Below are 17,537 nucleotides of genomic sequence, written 5' to 3'. Positions count from 1 at the left end.
TACAGCCTATGCGCTCAGGCCGTAGGGCGCTGGCGGCGATCCAGATTGCGGCGCGTCCACATCAGCTTGGCAGCGGTCGGACTTACCGGTGCACCAGTGAACGTAGGCAGCTTGCGGCGTACCCAGCGGGCGCCAGCGCCCTTCCAGGAGATCTCCCCGCTAACCAGCTTTTGGTCGCGCTCCAGCTCGTGCGCCAAGGCATGCAGCTCGGCCTGGTCGACCACCGTGTGGCGGTCGATGGCGCGAATAAGTTGAGTAGCGCCACCCTTGGCAACTGTCAGTAGAAATTTTCCGTCCGGGCGCGGCGTCAAAGTGATTTCATGATCGGGCAGCGCAGACGCAAGCACTTCAATAGCAACAGCAGTCATCGGAAAACTCCCTTGGTGAATGACGATTTAACGTCATCTGCTATTGCACACTGCATGCCAACAAAAAGAACTTACGAAACACTTATAAACTGGGCCTTTCGGTCAGCTTTTCCAACAATCGATATTGCAAAGTGCAAGATGCAACTTGAACGGCGCCGCATTTTGCATGCCATCAAAATACAACTACACATCAAACACCCTGCCGCCTATACAAAGAGCTAACCCCCAGTAAATTTACAATGCTTACGAAATTAACGGAGGATTCTCCTACATCTATGGAGAGCCCGCTGAGGCTGTTAATTAGCTGCGGAAGGGGGAACCGCCTTACGACGGTTCCCGATGGATTCACGGGCGCAGAATCACCTTGCGGCAATCGTCTTCCTGCTTGTCGAACAGGCGATAACCTTCTGCAGCATCGGAAAGATTCATGCGATGGCTAATGATTACCTCTGGCTGCAGCACTCCGCTCTGAATGCGTTCGAGCAGATCAGGCAGCAAACCGTGCACATGGGTCTGGCCCATCTTGAAGGTCAGGCCCTTGTCGAAGGCATCGCCAAACATGAAGCCGTGAATGAAGCCTGCGTACACGCCCGGCACACTCACAGTGCCGCCGCGCCGTACCGCAGCGATGCACTGGCGCAACGCCTTGCCACTGCTGCCCTCGAGCTTTAGTTGAGTGAGCAGGGTTTCTGTGGCGCTACCTTTGGCCTCGAAGCCGACCGCATCGATGGCAGCGTCCACACCGCGATAACCTTCGGTCTGCTCGATGATCGCCTCGGCCGGATCATCCACCTTATCGAAGTTGATAGGTACTGCCCCGTAGGTGGCGCGGGCGTATTCCAATCGATAGGGCTGGTTGTCGACCATGAATATCTGCTTGGCACCGAGCATCCGCGCACAGGCCGCCGCCATCAGCCCCACCGGGCCAGCGCCGTAGATCGCCACGCGGCTGCCTTCCTTCACCCCACCATTGATCACCGACTGGTAGCCGGTCGGCAGAATGTCGGTGAGAAACAGCACGCGCTCGTCATCGAGCTCATCGGGGATCTTGAATGGGCCGGCATTGGCCTTGGGCACGCGCACCAGCTCGGCCTGGCCGCCGGGCATGCCGCCATACAGGTGGCTGTAACCGAACAGCGCGGCGCCGGAGGGAATCTGCTTCTTGTTGAGAATGGCACCGCGGCCATCGTTGGTGGTTTCGCAGGCGGCATGCAGGTTCATGTCGCAGAAGAAGCAACTGCCGCAGGCGATCACGAACGGCACGATCACTCGGTCGCCTTTGCTCACGGCGGTAACAGCGCTGCCGACTTCTTCGACGATGCCCATGAATTCGTGGCCGAACACGTCGCCGTGTTTCACCTGCGGGATCTTGCCGCGGTACAGGTGCAGGTCCGAGCCGCAGATGGCCGTGGCGGTCACCCGCAGGATGATATCGTCCGATTCCTGGATGACGGGGTCGGCTACGTTGTCGACGCGAACGTCGTGGCTGCCGTGATAGGTCAATGCGCGCATGCTGCTCTCCAGAACGAGGGTTTGAGTGCCTGTCCTAGAGTCCGAGGAAATGCCGAGTCCTTTGGTTCAGCCGCCGGGATGAGTGGCCGCTTACGCTTGTGGGCAGGGCCTTTGCAGGATTTCGAGAGCCCTGGCGACGCGCTCGGCGAGTGAGCCACGCAGCTCGTGATAGGCCCAGCCACGGGCCTGTAACTCGTCGCGATACCAGGCCTGCTGACGGCGACGAAAGGTTTCGTCCTGGCGGGTGCCGTCCTGCACGAAGGGAAAATCGTCCGCACATAGAAAGATATGTTGGTAAGGCCGCTCGGCCAGGCGCTGCAGCTCGGGCTCGGCACACCCGAACATCGCGTCGCTGTAGAAAAGCGTGGTCAGCGGCGAGGTATCGCAGACCAGATAGCGATTGGCGCGTTCGGCAGCGGCGTTCTCGCGGGCGACCTGAGTGCGACCGATATGCAGCAGGTCGTCGTATTCGAGCGCGCCGCTCCGAGCCTCCCAGCACTCGCGCCCGTACTCGGCGACATGCACGCTGCCCAGCGCCCCCGCCAGAGCTTCGGCCAGGCTACTCTTGCCGGTGGACTCGCCGCCCAGCAGCACGATGCGCTCGACGAAATCGGCATACACCGGCGGCGCGAGAAACGCCTTGAGGCCGTGGGGATCCTCACGCAAGCGGTTGCCCGAGATAGGCACGGCAGTGCGTGCCTGATCGACACAGACATGCTGCACCGGGTGACCGAAGCACGCGGCCAGGTGCGCGGCGAAGCCATCGCCATAGCTTTCGCTGGTGAACACCGCATCCACCGTCGTGCCGAGCACCGACTGACACAGCTCGGCGACGAACTGGCGCTGCTCAACCTCGGGAGCATCGTTGTGCGGCAGATCGGGCAGCACCCGGCCCTCGCCGCGGCAGGTCTCGATGCTTGATTGAGTGATCACCAGCGCCGGCACGTCGGGGAAACGAGCCTGCAACCAACGGGCGCGCCGCTGCGCATCACAGCCCGGCAATTCCGGCAGCGAATAGCAGAGCAGATACAGCTGCTCGCAGTGCGCGAGCGCTTCGTCGATCAACCGTTCATGGCCAAGGTGCAACGGCGAGAACTTGCCGACCACCAGGCCGCGTCGAAAGGTTTTGCTCATTTCAAACCGCCTGCTGCGCCGGCTGCTCACAGGCGACTTGAGCCTGAGCCTCACGGCGCCAGCGATACAGGCCATACCAGGCATTGCACCAGAACAGGCAATACAGCCCGGCAGTCAGGTACAGCTCGCGGGAGGCGAACAACGGCACCGCCAGGGTGTTGACGAGCAGCCAGCCGTACCAGGTCTCCAGGCGCCGACGCATCAACAAGAACTGCGCCAGCACGCTGAAGGTCAGCACCAGAGAATCCATCAATGGCGCGTAGGCATCGGTGAAGTGATGCAGCAGCAGGCCGTAGCCGGCGGCCACGACAATCGCCAGGCCCAGATACGCAAACAGCGTCGGTAACGGCGTCCGGCTGATCGGCAACGCAGCGCCAGCATTACCGCGCTGCCACGCCCACCAACCCATAGCGCTGGTGACAATGAAAAAGCTCTGCAGCGTGACATCCGCATATAGCTGCACAGTGAAGAACAACCAGCCGAACAGCAGACACCCGACGATGCCCACCGACCAGGTATGCACACTGTTGCGCGCCGCCAACAGCACAGCTATCAGGTTGGCGAAATTGGCGACCATTTCCAAAGTAGTAGGCATCAACGGATCCTTGTCAGGGCAGCCATGTGGCCTGTCAATCGGGTCAGGAAAAAGTGGGCGGCATGCGGGTGGCCGATGCCGGCGCGCAGCATAGCGCAATGCCCCGTATGTTCGAATGCGCCCGCGGCCTGGCTTGCTAGTATTGCGCCTGGCAAACCTGGCGCTGGAGCGCACATGAATGATGACCAGCAAACACCTCGCACTCGGCCATATGCGTTTTCAGGCAAGGCACCGACCCTCGCGGATGTAGCCAAGGTCGCGGGGGTTTCGCCGATCACCGTGTCGCGCACCCTCAACCAACCGGAGATCGTGCGCGCCGAATTGCGCGAAAAGGTCTTCCGTGCCGTGCAGCTGACCGGCTACGTGCCGGCCATGCTGGCCAACGCCGACGCGCAGCGCAGCCGGCTGATTTCCCTCCTGGTGCCGACCGTGGCCAATTCGATTTTCGCGGAAACGGTGCAGACGCTGATCGACACACTCACCGAAGCCGGCCACGAAACCCTGATCGGCCTGACCAACTACAGCGCCGAACGCGAAGAACAGTTACTCGATACCATTCTGCGCCGCCGCCCGGACGGCATCGTGCTGACTGGCACCCTGCACACCAAAGCCAGCCGCACGCGTTTGTCACGCTCGGGCATCCCTATTGTCGAATCCTGGGACCTGGCGCCGCGGCCGCTGGACATGCTGGTGGGCTTTTCCCATGAGGCGGTCGGCGTGGCCACCGCGCGCTACCTGACCGGTAAGGGCTACCGCCGCTTCGCCGTGGTGACCCTGGATGACCCGCGTGGCCACCGCCGCTGCGAGAGCCTGATCGGCGAACTGGCGAGCCAGGGCATTGCCGAGGTGCCTCGCGTGGTGTTGCCGCCACCAGCAACGGTCAACCTTGGCCGCGAAGGACTACATCGCGTGCTCGCCGCCGGTGGGCATCCCGAAGTGCTGGTGTGCAGCTCCGATACCTTGGCACATGGCGTATTGGTGGAAGCAGCCGAACGAGGGATTCGCGTGCCAGACGATCTGGCGGTGATGGGCTTTGGCGACCTGAATATCGCCGCGCACTTGCATCCATCGCTATCTACAGTCCGCATCAACGGCGCCGAGATCGGCCTGCAGGCCGCCCGCGCCTTGCTGCAGCGCCTCGACCATCCACACGAGGAACCGGTGAAGGTGCACATCGATACCGGCTTCAGCATCGTCGAGCGGCAGAGTGCGTGAGGGCCGCCCCATATTTCCAGCCCCGACTTAACTGCTTGGCTGGTGAGTGGCGTTAGCTGCCTTTTGTAGGGTGGACGACGCTTCACCTACGCGGCCCGACCCGTCCACCGCTCGGCATCGCAATGGTGGATGAAAAGAGCGTCATCCACCCTACCTAGCTGATCCACCACAGGTAAAGCAGGGATGGCTGCTTTCGCCTGGAAGTCGCCCTGTAGCTCCACCCGATCCCTTGAATGATTACCTAATCAGCTTAACGTCCGGACTCACGCCAGTGATTTAGATCTTCTGGCGACCCCAACAAGAACGTCAAGCGAGGTAATCCGCGTGAATGAACACACCCTCCCCCATGGCTGCGCAGACCAGGATCAGATCGCCTGGATTCGCGTTGCGTCGGTCTTTCTGCCTCTGGCCAATCCGATCAGCGATGCCAAGGTGCTCACCGGCCGGCAGAAGCCGATGACCGAGATCGCCATGCTGTTCGTGGAGATCGAAAGCAAGGACGGCCACCGCGGCCTGGGCTTCAGCTACTCGAAACGCGCCGGTGGCCCCGGCCAGTTCGCCCATGCTCAGGAAATCGCCCCGGCGCTGGTCGGCGAAAATCCCAGCGACATCCAGAAGCTGTGGACCAAGCTGTGCTGGGCCGGCGCCTCGGTGGGCCGAAGCGGCCTGTCGACCCAGGCCATCGGCGCCTTCGACGTGGCCCTGTGGGACATGAAAGCCAAGCGCGCGAACCTGTCCCTGGCCCGCCTGCTGGGCGCCCAGCGCGACTCGGTGCGCTGCTACAACACCTCGGGAGGCTTCCTGCACACGCCGCTGGATCAGCTGAAGGTCAATACCGATCTGTCCCGCGAGAAAGGCATCGGCGGCATCAAGCTGAAGGTCGGCCAGCCCGACTCGGCTCTCGACCTGCACCGCGTCAGCACCATTCGCCAGCATCTGGGCGACGACTTCCCGTTGATGGTCGACGCCAATCAGCAATGGGATCGCCCCACCGCCCAGCGCATGTGCCGCAAGTTTGAGGAATTCAACTTGGTGTGGATCGAGGAGCCACTCGATTGCTACGACGCCGAAGGCCACGCCGCCCTGGCTGCCGCATTCGACACGCCGATTGCCACCGGCGAAATGCTCACCAGCGTGGCCGAGCACGCCGAGTTCATCAAAACCCGCGGCGCCGACTATCTGATGCCGGATGCACCTCGCGTAGGCGGCATCACCCCATTCCTGAAAATCGCCGCGATGGCTGAACACGCCGGGTTGATGCTCGCGCCGCACTTCGCCATGGAGCTGCATGTGCACCTCGCTGCCACCTACCCAACCGAGCCGTGGGTCGAGCATTTCGAATGGCTTGAGCCACTGTTCAACGAGCGCCTGGAAACGTGTGATGGCCGCATGCTTGTGCCCAATCGCCCAGGCCTGGGTCTCTCGCTTAGCGAAAGAGTGACCGGCTGGACCGCGCAACAGGCGGAGTTTGGCCAGCGCGGCTAAGCTTCAATCTGGATGACCCACTACCGGCCCCGTGCCGGTAGCTGTGTTGTAGAAGAAGTAATTGACGCCATTTTTTTGTGTAACCACTCTTTAACGGTAATAGCCGAGGCACTACACTCCGCGCCCTCGCGGTGGAACATCCGTTAAATCGCGTGGAACGTCGGCGAACAGAGCGTCCTTTGTTAAAGGTTCTGCGCTTCTGGTCGAAGTAATGGAAATCCAAGGATTATTTCTCTGTCAGGAGCTGCGCATGCAGTCGTTAAAGTCGCTGTACGATTCCATCGAGATGCACTTTTTCGATACCTTGACCAAGAAGCTGTCCAGCCTGTTTCTGCTTGTTATCGTCAGCGGTTTGCTGGTCTGGGTGGCCCTCAGCCTGCGTGCCGACATCGTACAATTGCTGCACGGCGCACAACTCGACCCGGCCCTGCTCAAGCAGGTCGAAGGCAAGCTCGATACCCTTGGCACCGCCCTGACGCTCAGCGCCCTCTTCACGCTGTGCATGGTCAGCTTCATGGTCTGGTACTTCCGCCACCTGATCGTGCGCCCGGTCGACAACATGACCCGCGCCCTGGAAGAAATCGCCAGCGGTGAAGGTGACCTGTCCCGCGATCTGCCGCTGCTGACCCATGACGAAATCCGTACCCTGGCCAGCACCTGTAACCGCTTTCTGGCCAAGCAGCGCGAAATCATCAGCAATGTGCAGGCATTGACCGTGCAGATCGCCGTCGAATCTGCCCGCTCGCTGAAGAACATCAGCGACTCCAGCGACAGCGCTACCCACCAGGCGCGCTTCGCCAATGAAGTGATGAGCGAGAGCAACATCGCCGTCGGCCGCATCGATGAGGTGTCGCAGCAGACCCAGGCGATCTCCGCGACCACCGCGCACAACCTCGGTATGGCGCAGGACTCCTACGCAGAACTCTTGGAAGTCACCGGCAACATCAGCTCCATTTCCACCAGCCTCAACGAATTCAGCACCCTGGTCTCGGCGCTCAACGAGCGTTCCTCGAACATCAAATCGGTGGTCGGGCTGATCCAGCAGATTTCCTCGCAGACCAACCTGCTGGCCCTCAACGCGGCCATCGAAGCGGCGCGTGCCGGGGAAAGCGGTCGTGGTTTCGCCGTGGTCGCCGATGAAGTGCGCACCCTGGCGCAGAACGTCAGCCGCGCCACCGGTGATATCTCGCAGAACATCGACGCCATGCTCAAGGAAGTCAGCACTACCCACGAGCAGACCGCGCGCATCAGCCAGAGCGCCCGGGAAACCCAGGTAGTGGTCGAGCGTGCCACTGGCCACTTCGAGGCGATGATCGGCGACTTCGAGTCGACCACCAGCAAGCTGGCCGAGATCGCCGAGCATATCCAGCAGGTCGCCGATGCCAACACCGGCATCAATGACCGCGTAACCCAGATCCACGCCGACAGCCAGGCCATCGACCAGCGCATGCAGAGTTCGGCAACCGCCACGCGTGATCTGTCTGGCGTCGCTGAGCGAGTGCAGGAGTTGCTGGGTCGCTTCGTGCTCGGTCACGGTGAACTGGACGCTGCCATCACCCGCGCGACCCAGTGCCGCGACGCGCTGCAAACCCGCCTTGCGACGCTGCAACGCGAAGGCGTGAACCTGTTCGACCAGAACTACAAGCTGATCGCCAACACCGACCCGAAGCAGTACCTGACCGGTTATACCGAGCGTTTCGCGCAGATCTGCCAGGAAGAGATCGACAAACTGACCAAGGGCACGCCCGGCGGTATCGTCACCTTTATCGTCGACAACAAGGGCTATTGCCCGGTGAACAACAGCTGGGTGTCGAAGGCACCTACCGGCAACCGCGCCGTCGACCTGCCGGTATGCCGCAACAAGCGCATGTTCTCCGATCCAGTTGGCCTGCGCGCTGCCAGCAACACCCAACGCTTCCTGCTGCAGACCTACCTGCGCGATACCGGCGAGATCATGACCGAGATCGACGTGCCGTTCTTCTTCGAGGGACGCCACTGGGGCAACATGCGCATGGGCTTCGACGCCTCGCGCCTGCTAGGTAAATCCTGACTCTTTGCCGGCTAGGTGTCGCGCGACCTGACGCAGCTGCCGCTAGCCCCTCCCCTAAGACCAGTTTCGCTCTGGCATGAAAAAGCCCCGTATCGACGGGGCTTTTTCATTGGCTGCCTGGCTCACGGATGCAGCTCGTCCAGGTTGCGCCGCGACCACATCATCTTGGCGGCGGTCGGGTTCACCGGAGCGCCGGTAAAGGTCGGCAGCTTGCGGGTCACCCACTGGGCGCCAGTACCTTTCCAGTTCACCTGACCGCTGACCAGCTTGCGATCACGAAGAATTTCACGCTGCAGCGCCCGTGCGCCCTCTGCGGTATCGATGGACGCCTTGTCGACGGCTTTGAGAAAGATCTCTTCGCCCTCTCGGCTGATGGTCAGTAGATACATGCCATCCGGGCGTGGCGTGATGGAAACGGTGTGATTGGGCAATGCGCTGCTCAAATGATCGATAGCGGCAGTATTCATGGGTAGATCCTTTATTGGCTAAGCAGGCTTTTAGTTATCGTGCGTCCATAAAAGGAGTGCATCACATATGCCAACTTTATTTAAAAAAACACGCGCCATTTTGCTGGAGATCGAGCCGCTTACGCTTGAACACTTCATTGCACTTTGCATGAAGTGGCAGATAGGCACGGGCATCGCGCATGTTGTGATGCAACCGCCTATATCCATATCGCGCATATATGCCGCAACACCGACCATCTATTCAGGCGAACTTAATGAGTGATGGTCACTTCGTAATAGGACAGCGCCTTGCGCCGTAGCACGTCGATAACAGCAGACTTGTCTGCCGTCCTCTTTATAGGCGATACGGCCAGGCAGTTTGCATCACCACCGGCAAGGCCCGGCATCTCGAGCCTTGCCACGACAGGAGCCCCACCATGAGCGACCCAATCCTGCTGTTCTGGCTCGGCGCATTCGTCGTCATCGCCTTTGTTGACCTGGTGACAATCATGAATCTCTGGCGCAGCGAGAAGAGCTTCAATACCCGATTGATGTGGGCACTGCTGATCGTTCTTGTGCCAGTCATTGGTTTGATCATCTGGGGCTTTGCCGGCCCGCGCGGTATGCCAAAGCCGCCTACTTCGCCTGAACAAAGCAAATAGCCAGCCCTGTTTATAATTGACAATGACCGTTGATCCGCCACTATTGCCGGTATTAAAGGAGTAATACCGAGAGCAATTATTGTGGCCGCAATGAGATTCCTGGACGCAGCAGCATTGCTGTACAACTATTTTCAGCCTTTTGTTGTACACGTGTCTTTGCAGTCGCCATTTACTATGTGCGTAATACTCAAGGAAAGTGATTCAGCTACTTCAATTGAGGTCAGTGACATCCCGTGCAAAACATCACTAACCCCGACCGAAGTGTTTGCCATCATTGAGCTGATAGAAAACCGCATCCGCAGTGAGAAGCCCGAACTGTTCAGGCTCCACTGCGTGAACAAGATGCGCCGCACCTGACCTCATACCTCGGATGCGCGCCGGCGTTCCTGATGCACCGCATCGAGCAACACCACCAACTCAGCGGCCGATGGCACGGTACGCCCGCCTAGCTCGTCCTGCACGGAGGCTTGCACGCTTGTGGTCTTGAGCCCGAAATTGTTCAGAGCCGAGGCCAGTATCTGATCATCCAAGCCCTGTTGATCGAGCACCCGCAGCAGGCTATCCCAGACATCACGCAGATCGGCCTGATGGTCACGTCCGTCTGGCCAGGCGTGGCCCACACGCGGCTCCGGGTGCATTTCCGCCACGGTAACTTCGCCTTCGTAGGCACGCACCCAACCACCTTTCTCGGCCACTCGGCCATCGCGTGAAGCGCGGTGCCAAGCCGCTTGCGCCAGCACTGGCGAGGTGGTTGCACATTGCAGTTCATCGTCGAGATAAATTCTGAATTCGCCCATGGTGTTCTCCCGCATGGTGGTTATTGGCTGTCTCTAAATTCGATCCGGGTGAGGCCCATAGATTCCGGTTTTCTGCAGTGCAAACGCCCGAAATACGCGCTTTCGAAGCATCCGGACACAGTCCATCAATTGTTCGAACTCGCAGGCCGATCGAGGCCTCGTAACTATCAGGGGCGTGCATCTAAAGGCCTGTTCACTCAGCCAAAAGGGACTCTCCAATGAGCCAGAAACCTATCGACCAGACACCACCGAACAGCCCTGCCAAGGACGTGGAAGGCGAAGACGTCAACGTGGTGAAAAAGGAAAACCAGCGCCCCGGCGAAAAGACCGAAGCGGTCGACCGGGCGATTACGCCGACCTCGATCAAGACCAAGGAGCAGGAAGCGGAAAAGATTCGTCAGGCATCCGAACAGGCCAGACGCAAACTCGACGATTGAGCGACACCGCTATCGCTGGCTGGCCATATCGTCGGTCGATCAGCGCATTTACTGAATCAGTAGCAACCGAACGCAATAAGATGCGGCCCACAGCGGGCGTACTGCAGGCCGCAACAGGTTATGGCAGCGGGTTGCCGCCGGTAACCCCAAAGGTTTCACCCGTGATGTAGCTCGACTCCTGGGAAGCCAGCAACACATACAACGGTGCACATTCGGCAGGCTGGCCCGGGCGCTTCATCGGCACTTGGGAGCCGAAAGTCGGGATCTTCTCGTGCGGCTGACCATCGGTGGGCTGCAGCACTGTCCAGATCGGCCCCGGCGCGACCGCGTTGACGCGAATGCCCTGTTCGATCACTTGGCTCGACAGCGCCTTGGTGAAGGCGACGATGGCAGCCTTGGTGGAGGCGTAATCAAGCAGCGTGCCGGACGGATCATAGGACTGGATCGACGCCGTGTTGATGATCGCCGCCCCCGGTGGCATATACGCCACGGCTGCCTTGCAGAGCCAGAACATGGCGTAGACATTGGTCTTGAAGGTGTGGTCGAACTGCTCGGTAGTGATCTCCGAAATATGCTTCTGGGTGATCTGCTTGCCGGCCACGTTGACCAGAATGTCCAGACCGCCAAGTGCACTGACGGCATCGCGTACCAGCGATACGCAAAAGGCTTCGTCTTTCAGGTCGCCGGGAATGGCCACCGCACGACGCCCCTCGGCCTCGATCAGCTTGATCACTTCCTGGGCGTCCGGCTCTTCCTCGGGCAAGTAGTTGAGCACGATGTCCGCACCTTCGCGGGCATAGGCGATGGCTGCGGCGCGGCCGATGCCGGAGTCGGCGCCGGTGATCAGCGCCTTGCGCCCGGCCAGGCGCCCGAAGCCGACGTAGCTCTCTTCGCCATGGTCCGGTTCGGGGGTCATTTTCAGATCCAGGCCTGGCTCGGTCTGGCGCTGTGCGGGAAATTCAGGTTGCGGGTACTGGGTCAACGGGTTCTGCATCGCGAACTGGTTGGTGGTGTTGCGGGTCATCGGATTCTCCTGCTGGTTGCTGGTGGATTCACGGTTGCCGCCACGTTTGAAGCGCAATCGCCGCAGGTAAAATCACCTGCGTTCCAAGTTGGGAGGAAAGCCCGCCGCTTGAAGTTCAACCCGTCCGAGCAGTGGGCAGAAACCGCTCTATCTCGAGGATTGCCCCGCCGTTTCGCTTGTTCAAACAAGCGCGACGGTTGGAGCATTGTTGAAGCCGATCAACGCTGCGCGGCGATCAACATCGTCCGCTGCGGGCGCGCATCGCCGAACGCCACCGCGCTGCTCAGCCTCAGCCTCAGCCTCACCGGAATCGATTTGGCCGCAGGTACCTTGCTGCGCTCGGCGTGGTGCCACAGCGGCACCAGCGGATTGCACTCTGGGTAGTAAGCCGCGCAGCAGCCCTGGGGAATGTCGTAAGCGAGAATCTGCAGCGGCCCGACGCGTCGCTCGACCTCGGGCTCCACCGCCGTGGTCACATCCACCCAATCACCGCCCGCCAGCCCCAGGCGCACGATATCGTAGGTGTACGTGGTGGTTACCGAGCGAGTGCCATGCACGCCGCGGAAGCGATCGTCGATGTAAAGGAAAGCTGTCAAAGCATGGACATACACAAACTTGGCGGCAGCCTTGGGCTCACGCTAAATTTATGATGTCCATGGATATGCAGAGGTGAAGAGTATTCGAACAGTTCGCATACGAAAAAACCGCAGCCAACGAACCTGATTACAGGCCATCTCCGCATCGAAGCTGAGCTGTCGGCAATGGGCAAGCGTGGTGTCTACACTGGGTCGCTCGACTAATGCGCAAGGAGCTCGATCAAGAAGGCGTTAAAGGCTGGTCTCCAGCAGTCGCCACGCCCTACTCATTGCTGCATCGATAATACGCTTTGGATCGCTCAATCGTCACTGAATTTCCAACATGCCTTAGGTGCGAATCGTGCAGGGCTGGCTGTGTTCCGTGTCTGCCGATTCCTCATTGAGGGAAGAGGTAGATTAAGGCGTTTACTGCGGGTATGAGGTTTTTAGTCTAGGTTTTAGCGGTGACAGCTTCTGCACCTCGATGACCAAGCAGATAACCGAACTGCTTACCACGGACGATCCGATAATGCGCGTGATGCAGAATTTAACCTTGCCTTACACTGTTTGGTGGTGGGTCACGGCTGCATTTCTTATGTGCATTACGGGGTTAACCAATGCAGCCCCCTTTACCGACAGTACAGTAACACCGGACACACCTTCGACCAGAGCAGAGCCCATTGCTCTGACGCATATTCTAGAACGTGCCGAAGAAGATCAGCAGCGAGTGGACTGGGCAAAGCGTCTGCTGGCCTCGCCTGACCCGGTTGAGCACTTAAGTGTTTCGCTCAATGACATTGCTCGACCAGTTCACGCCAAACAGCAGACTTCACACAGCGTCTTATATGGTGAATTGCCCGTAATGCGCATTGAGAGCCTGGCTCGACATTGGCATTTCGATGCTCGTCGCCTAGAGCGCTGGGAAATGGAGGCGCGCCGCGCATTTGGCCCCTACTCCGGCAGTGCGCTGCAATTGGCTCAGCGCCGCTCCGTCTGGGCATCTACTCAGGCTGCGGGGTTGCTAGACGAGCTACCTCCAGTTCTCTCCGATCGCATCGATAGCATACTGATGCAGATCACGGCTGCCGAGTCCGGTCTAAGCGATGAACTTGCTCGGCAGTTCGCGCTCATGCAGCAAGCAAGTGACCTCAAAGCCCTTATCGAAGCAGGTAGCAACGAGGTGGCTGCAGCACTTGATGATTTGGATCGGCGTTTGTTAAGAGTTGATGTAGCGCCTCTATGGCAGGGCTTTGGGCCTCGTACAGAAGAAGCTTCAAGTTGGTCTGCCATATGGCGAGGCCTGGAGATAGAAGAACAATTCGCGCGCGACTACCACTCGGCTGGTACTCGCAATCAGCAGGCTCTCACGCTGCTGCAGATTCTGCTGCTCCCGCTAATTTTATGGCTGGTCGTCCGTAGCCGTCGCACGATGCCCCAAAAGCAAGAAGTGCATCACATGGCACGTGCATTACGACGGCCTTTCTCAACCTGGCTGCTGCTATGCATGCTTGCCGTCTTGGTAATAGAGCCAGATGCTCCGTTGTTAGCTCAAGAAGCCGCGCTGCTGGTAGCGCTAATACCCGTCCTACGGTTGTTGCCCAGTGGTGTACTGCGCGCGCTTGGAATGTGGCCATATATTGCTATCGCGATGTACGGCCTTGATCGCCTTGGAATTGTGACTGCGGGCGATACCGAGATCTATCGAACTTACCTTCTTGCAATGACTGGCCTTGCACTGATGCTCACCCTCTGGTTGTTGTGGCATGCAGCCCCATCAGCCCAGAAGCGTGATAGTCGATTGCAACGAATAATGCGCCCCATTGGCTGGGCAGCGTCAGCAATGCTGATGGTAGCCGTTGCCGCCAACATCCTCGGGAATATTTCATTGGCCGAGACGCTGACCAGTGGCGTAATCGATAGCGGATACATGGCCCTGTTGCTCTATGCAGGTGTGTCCGCCTGTGTGGGACTGTTTCGTGCCTTGCTAGGGCAACCCGAACTTGCCAATCGTCATTTTGTGCTGCATCAGGAAGTGGCTTTGCAATCGGCATTCACTCGCCTATTGATGTTTGGCGCAGCAATTGGCTGGCTCTTATACAGCATGGATAGATTCCGCGTGCTGCGACCGCTTTATAGCGTGAGTAGTGCAGTCATGGAGTTTGGCATTGAGGTGGGAGAGGTTTCGGTAAACCTTGGTGATTTGCTGGTATTTATGCTGTCGGCCTGGCTCGCCTTGTGGGCGGCTCGTGTCGTACGCCGACTGCTTCGTGCAGAACTACCCAACCATGCCAAGTTGCCAAGAGGAGTCGGCAATAGCATTGCATCGCTTAGTTACTACGCCGTTCTGCTATTCGGCTTGTTGGTGTCACTGTCTGCGGCAGGGTTCAAGGTCAGTCAACTGGCCTTGATATTCGGCGCATTGGGTGTTGGCATAGGATTCGGATTACAGAACGTGGTGAACAACTTCGTGTCCGGTCTGGTGCTTATGTTCGAACGGCCGATCCAACCTGGAGACCTAGTCGATGCGGCTGGAACGGCTGGTACGGTGCGCGAGATCAGCTTACGCTCAACCATAATTCGAACGGCCGATGGTGCAGATGTGGTCGTACCTAACGGAATGCTACTCAATTGTAACCTTACCAACTGGACTATGTTTGATAAAAGTCGCCGCATTGAAATACCGGTACACGTCGCCTACGGTTCTGCTCCATTGATGGTCATGAGCGTCTTGAGTAATGCCTTGCGTGAAGTGCCAGGTGTGGCAGAACAACCTGCTCCCCTGGTCATGATGACCGGCTACGGTGACGGCGCCCTAAACTTCACCATAAGCGCATGGACGCACGATATAAGCATCTGGGCAAAGCTACGTGGCGAGATACTTACTCGACTACTGGCAGCTTTACAACAGGCAGGCATCTCGGTGCCTTACAGACTGGTAGATGTAAATCTGCATAACGTGCAAGAGCAAAAACCACTGCAGCCGTCAACTTAATGATGTAAGGGTGATTCAAACAACTTTATCCGTAGCACATTTGAATTCGTTTCAACATCAAAAGGTGTGACCATTTTTCTCGCGTTCTTCAACGACGACAGCCGGTACTAGTTTCAAACTTCTATGCTGCTCCAAAACCAGTGCTTTGTGCTTCGAGGTGGTCACCGGGCTTGGATAGTTTGAAACGATGGTTTCTATGGTTTCCATCTGACGCAAGAGGCAGAATACTCAGGTCGTGGTCATGGCAAAAATCAGCACAAAGGATCAGCAGGCCTTATTTGGGCTTGTGCTGTTTATCGGCATTCCCCTATTCGTCTTCCAAAAAGTATCTGAAGCGGGTGCCTGGCCGGCTCTGCTCGGCACAACAGTTTCAGCTGCCGCCCTTTATCTACTCTATCGATATCGTAAGCGCGCAAACCGCCTGAAGTATTTGCGCAGTCGCTACGGCGACGAGGCGACGGTGCAGGCGATATTCAATGGGAACATCTGGGATGGCATGACGCAGTCGCAACTCATCGACTCGATTAGCGCCCCAAGCGCTATCGATCAGAAATATCTGAAAACTAAAATGCGTGAGGTCTGGAAATATCGCCTTCAAGGCAAGAACCGCTACGGATTGCGTATCACCATTGACGATAGCGTCGTCAATGGCTGGGAATCAAAGGGCTGAGTCGCACAGGGAATCTAGTTTATGCGACCCAGGGGGCTCTATCTAACACCTTGGTTCCTCAAGGATCTGGATCAACGACGCAAGGATGCAAAGCATGCTGTACCACACCCTCAAGTACGGTATTTGCCCGGACGAACTCGTCCGAGTTCTAGGACTGGCGATGGACAAACACCGCCACACCCTCCTGGCAGTACCAAGGGACATTAGAAACCTCAACGCCCCTCTGGAGAAGCTTCTTGGCGCCATGACTGCAAAGCAGCTTCTCAATGAACACGAGGTAACGGTTCTCAGGCATGGCGGAGAAAGAACGATCCATCTTGTCTCGCTATGCGGCTGCAGTTCGTTTCAGACGGGCTCGATAGTTCTGCCCTGGTTACCGCCGGACAATGTTGTCAAAGCGCGGGACAGATACCCAAACGCAGACACATACTTCATCCCGGGCGATGGCCCAGGCGCACCTTACCGGGCGCTTGGTAGAGATGAACTATCGCGGTATCTGGCGACTTACCCCAACTCGAAAGCGATCTGAGAGAGGCCAGATCGCCTGCAGCTCGGCATGACGCGCCAGGTGTATCTCAGTTGGAGCTTGTGAGCATGCCCGGTTCATCGAAGGCTCGCGCTTCTATCGCCTCGAACCGACTGCTGTTACGTCCAGATTGTTTGGCGGCATAGAGCGCCTTGTCTGCCACGCTGAGCAATTGGGCAGCGCTGAACAGCAGCTCCGATGGGTTGGCTGATGCTTGATTCAGCAGGCTCCAGCCGGCGCTCTGTGCATCGAAACTCGCCACACCCACTGACACAGTCACAACGCCAAGCTCACTCGTGGCATGCGCAATGTTCAAGGCGCGTACATTTTCGATGACCTTGTCGGCAACCCGGCATGCGCCATCACGCGTGGTTTCGGGCAGCACGATCGCGAACTCCTCGCCCCCATACCGTGCCGCCAGATCCATGGGGCGCTCTGCACAGCGTGCAAGCACGCGCGCGACAGCGCTCAGGCATTCATCGCCCATAAGATGGCCGTAATGGTCGTTGTAGCGCTTGAAGAAATCGATATCGAGCAGTAACAGCGAAAACGCACGTTGCGTGCGCAGTACCGACTGCCATTCGCGCTCGATCGACTGATCCAGCGCACGTCTGTTGGCCAATCCGGTCATGCCGTCGGTCTGCGCCTGGCGGTTCAATCGGTCCATTGCCAGCTTCAGATGAAGATGGGTTTTGACCCGCGCGGCGACGATGGCAGGGCGGATTGGCTTGCCGATGAAATCCACGGCGCCGAGCTCCAGCCCCTCCTCCTCCATGCTCGCTTCGGTATGGGCGGTGACGAAGATCACTGGAATGTTGCTGGTCGATGGGTCGCCCTTGAGAATGCGGCAGACCTCAAAGCCGCTGATGCCTGGCATCTGCGCATCAAGCAGTATCAGGTCGGGCTGCTGCTGACGAGCCAACTCAACAGCAGCGTCGCCCTGGGTCGCGAACAGAACCTGACCAAGCCCCGAGATGGCCTTGCTGACGGCTCGGACGGCAGAAACATCATCGTCAACTATCAATATCGTAGTAGCGCGCTCCATCGTT

18 protein-coding genes and 1 pseudogene are annotated in these 17,537 nt (G+C 58.6%); 10 read left to right on the top strand and 9 right to left on the bottom strand.

The features are described from left to right. Positions 1 to 14: 14 nt before the first annotated feature. From BUC40_RS11875 to pnuC, 4 genes are all read right to left on the bottom strand, one after another. On the bottom strand, positions 15 to 368 hold the full coding sequence (locus tag BUC40_RS11875; protein WP_073265854.1) for a DUF3509 domain-containing protein: 354 nt from the start codon (positions 366 to 368) through the stop codon (positions 15 to 17). A 345-nt stretch (positions 369 to 713) separates the two neighbouring features. Further along, positions 714 to 1,880, bottom strand: a complete 1,167-nt coding sequence (locus BUC40_RS11870) for a zinc-dependent alcohol dehydrogenase (RefSeq protein ID WP_073265852.1) — start codon at positions 1,878 to 1,880, stop codon at positions 714 to 716. 90 nt (positions 1,881 to 1,970) lie between these two features. Continuing rightward, complete coding sequence (locus BUC40_RS11865; RefSeq protein ID WP_073265850.1) at positions 1,971 to 3,014, bottom strand: AAA family ATPase; 1,044 nt, start codon at positions 3,012 to 3,014, stop codon at positions 1,971 to 1,973. 1 nt (position 3,015) lies between these two features. Continuing rightward, positions 3,016 to 3,609, bottom strand: coding sequence for a nicotinamide riboside transporter PnuC (pnuC, locus tag BUC40_RS11860; protein ID WP_073265848.1), 594 nt, complete (start codon positions 3,607 to 3,609; stop codon positions 3,016 to 3,018). A gap of 174 nt (positions 3,610 to 3,783) precedes the next feature. Between pnuC and BUC40_RS11855 the strand changes: the two genes are divergently transcribed. From BUC40_RS11855 to BUC40_RS11845, 3 genes are all read left to right on the top strand, one after another. Next, entirely contained in the window at positions 3,784 to 4,824 is a 1,041-nt protein-coding gene (locus tag BUC40_RS11855) for a LacI family DNA-binding transcriptional regulator (protein ID WP_073265846.1), read from the top strand. Positions 4,825 to 5,148: 324 nt separating this feature from the next. Continuing rightward, positions 5,149 to 6,309, top strand: a complete 1,161-nt coding sequence (locus BUC40_RS11850; RefSeq protein ID WP_073265844.1) for an L-talarate/galactarate dehydratase — start codon at positions 5,149 to 5,151, stop codon at positions 6,307 to 6,309. A 250-nt stretch (positions 6,310 to 6,559) separates the two neighbouring features. After that, complete coding sequence (locus tag BUC40_RS11845; RefSeq protein WP_073265842.1) at positions 6,560 to 8,359, top strand: methyl-accepting chemotaxis protein; 1,800 nt, start codon at positions 6,560 to 6,562, stop codon at positions 8,357 to 8,359. Between the two features lie 122 nt (positions 8,360 to 8,481). On the opposite strand, the gene BUC40_RS11840 is transcribed toward BUC40_RS11845, so the two are convergent. Then, complete coding sequence (locus tag BUC40_RS11840) at positions 8,482 to 8,826, bottom strand: hypothetical protein (protein ID WP_073265841.1); 345 nt, start codon at positions 8,824 to 8,826, stop codon at positions 8,482 to 8,484. A 67-nt stretch (positions 8,827 to 8,893) separates the two neighbouring features. Here BUC40_RS11840 and BUC40_RS11835 point away from each other — a divergent pair, with 67 nt between their 5' ends. The 3 genes from BUC40_RS11835 (at position 8,894) to BUC40_RS11825 (ending at position 9,824) form a co-directional block, all read left to right on the top strand. After that, entirely contained in the window at positions 8,894 to 9,088 is a 195-nt protein-coding gene (locus BUC40_RS11835) for a hypothetical protein (protein WP_073265839.1), read from the top strand. A 154-nt stretch (positions 9,089 to 9,242) separates the two neighbouring features. Continuing rightward, entirely contained in the window at positions 9,243 to 9,467 is a 225-nt protein-coding gene (locus tag BUC40_RS11830) for a PLD nuclease N-terminal domain-containing protein (RefSeq protein WP_073265837.1), read from the top strand. A gap of 90 nt (positions 9,468 to 9,557) precedes the next feature. Then, a complete protein-coding gene (locus BUC40_RS11825; protein WP_073265835.1) occupies positions 9,558 to 9,824 on the top strand; it encodes a DUF1652 domain-containing protein in 267 nt (88 codons plus the stop codon). A gap of 2 nt (positions 9,825 to 9,826) precedes the next feature. On the opposite strand, the gene BUC40_RS11820 is transcribed toward BUC40_RS11825, so the two are convergent. Further along, entirely contained in the window at positions 9,827 to 10,264 is a 438-nt protein-coding gene (locus BUC40_RS11820; protein ID WP_073265833.1) for a hypothetical protein, read from the bottom strand. Between the two features lie 218 nt (positions 10,265 to 10,482). On the opposite strand from BUC40_RS11820, the gene BUC40_RS11815 reads away from it, so the two are divergent. Further along, positions 10,483 to 10,701: a hypothetical protein gene (locus tag BUC40_RS11815; protein ID WP_073265831.1), complete on the top strand. Its 219-nt coding sequence runs from the start codon at positions 10,483 to 10,485 to the stop codon at positions 10,699 to 10,701. A 118-nt stretch (positions 10,702 to 10,819) separates the two neighbouring features. Here the strand turns inward: BUC40_RS11815 and BUC40_RS11810 are convergent, their stop codons facing one another. Together BUC40_RS11810 and BUC40_RS11805 are read right to left on the bottom strand one after the other, a co-directional pair. Beyond that, positions 10,820 to 11,725 (bottom strand): SDR family oxidoreductase, encoded by a 906-nt coding sequence (locus tag BUC40_RS11810; RefSeq protein ID WP_073266240.1) that lies wholly within the window; start codon positions 11,723 to 11,725, stop codon positions 10,820 to 10,822. Between the two features lie 218 nt (positions 11,726 to 11,943). Further along, positions 11,944 to 12,300, bottom strand: a pseudogene (locus BUC40_RS11805) (FdhF/YdeP family oxidoreductase); the annotation flags it as partial. A gap of 484 nt (positions 12,301 to 12,784) precedes the next feature. Between BUC40_RS11805 and BUC40_RS11800 the strand changes: the two are divergent. The 3 genes from BUC40_RS11800 to BUC40_RS11790 all read left to right on the top strand — a co-directional run bounded on the left by BUC40_RS11800 (position 12,785) and on the right by BUC40_RS11790 (position 16,491). Beyond that, the gene (locus tag BUC40_RS11800; protein WP_083593469.1) at positions 12,785 to 15,292 is read left to right on the top strand and encodes a mechanosensitive ion channel family protein; all 2,508 of its coding nucleotides are present in this window, start codon (positions 12,785 to 12,787) and stop codon (positions 15,290 to 15,292) included. Positions 15,293 to 15,533: 241 nt separating this feature from the next. Next, positions 15,534 to 15,962 (top strand): hypothetical protein, encoded by a 429-nt coding sequence (locus BUC40_RS11795; RefSeq protein ID WP_083593466.1) that lies wholly within the window; start codon positions 15,534 to 15,536, stop codon positions 15,960 to 15,962. A 94-nt stretch (positions 15,963 to 16,056) separates the two neighbouring features. After that, positions 16,057 to 16,491 (top strand): hypothetical protein, encoded by a 435-nt coding sequence (locus BUC40_RS11790; protein WP_073265827.1) that lies wholly within the window; start codon positions 16,057 to 16,059, stop codon positions 16,489 to 16,491. A 46-nt stretch (positions 16,492 to 16,537) separates the two neighbouring features. Here BUC40_RS11790 and BUC40_RS11785 read toward each other — a convergent pair whose 3' ends face one another. Then, positions 16,538 to 17,533: a GGDEF domain-containing protein gene (locus BUC40_RS11785; RefSeq protein ID WP_073265825.1), complete on the bottom strand. Its 996-nt coding sequence runs from the start codon at positions 17,531 to 17,533 to the stop codon at positions 16,538 to 16,540. Positions 17,534 to 17,537: the final 4 nt, after the last annotated feature.

The sequence above is a fragment of the Phytopseudomonas punonensis genome (assembly GCF_900142655.1).
GTDB classification, from domain to species: domain Bacteria; phylum Pseudomonadota; class Gammaproteobacteria; order Pseudomonadales; family Pseudomonadaceae; genus Aquipseudomonas; species Aquipseudomonas punonensis.
Note: the sequence above shows the minus strand (reverse complement) of the source record. Positions and strands in the feature narration are given on the sequence as shown.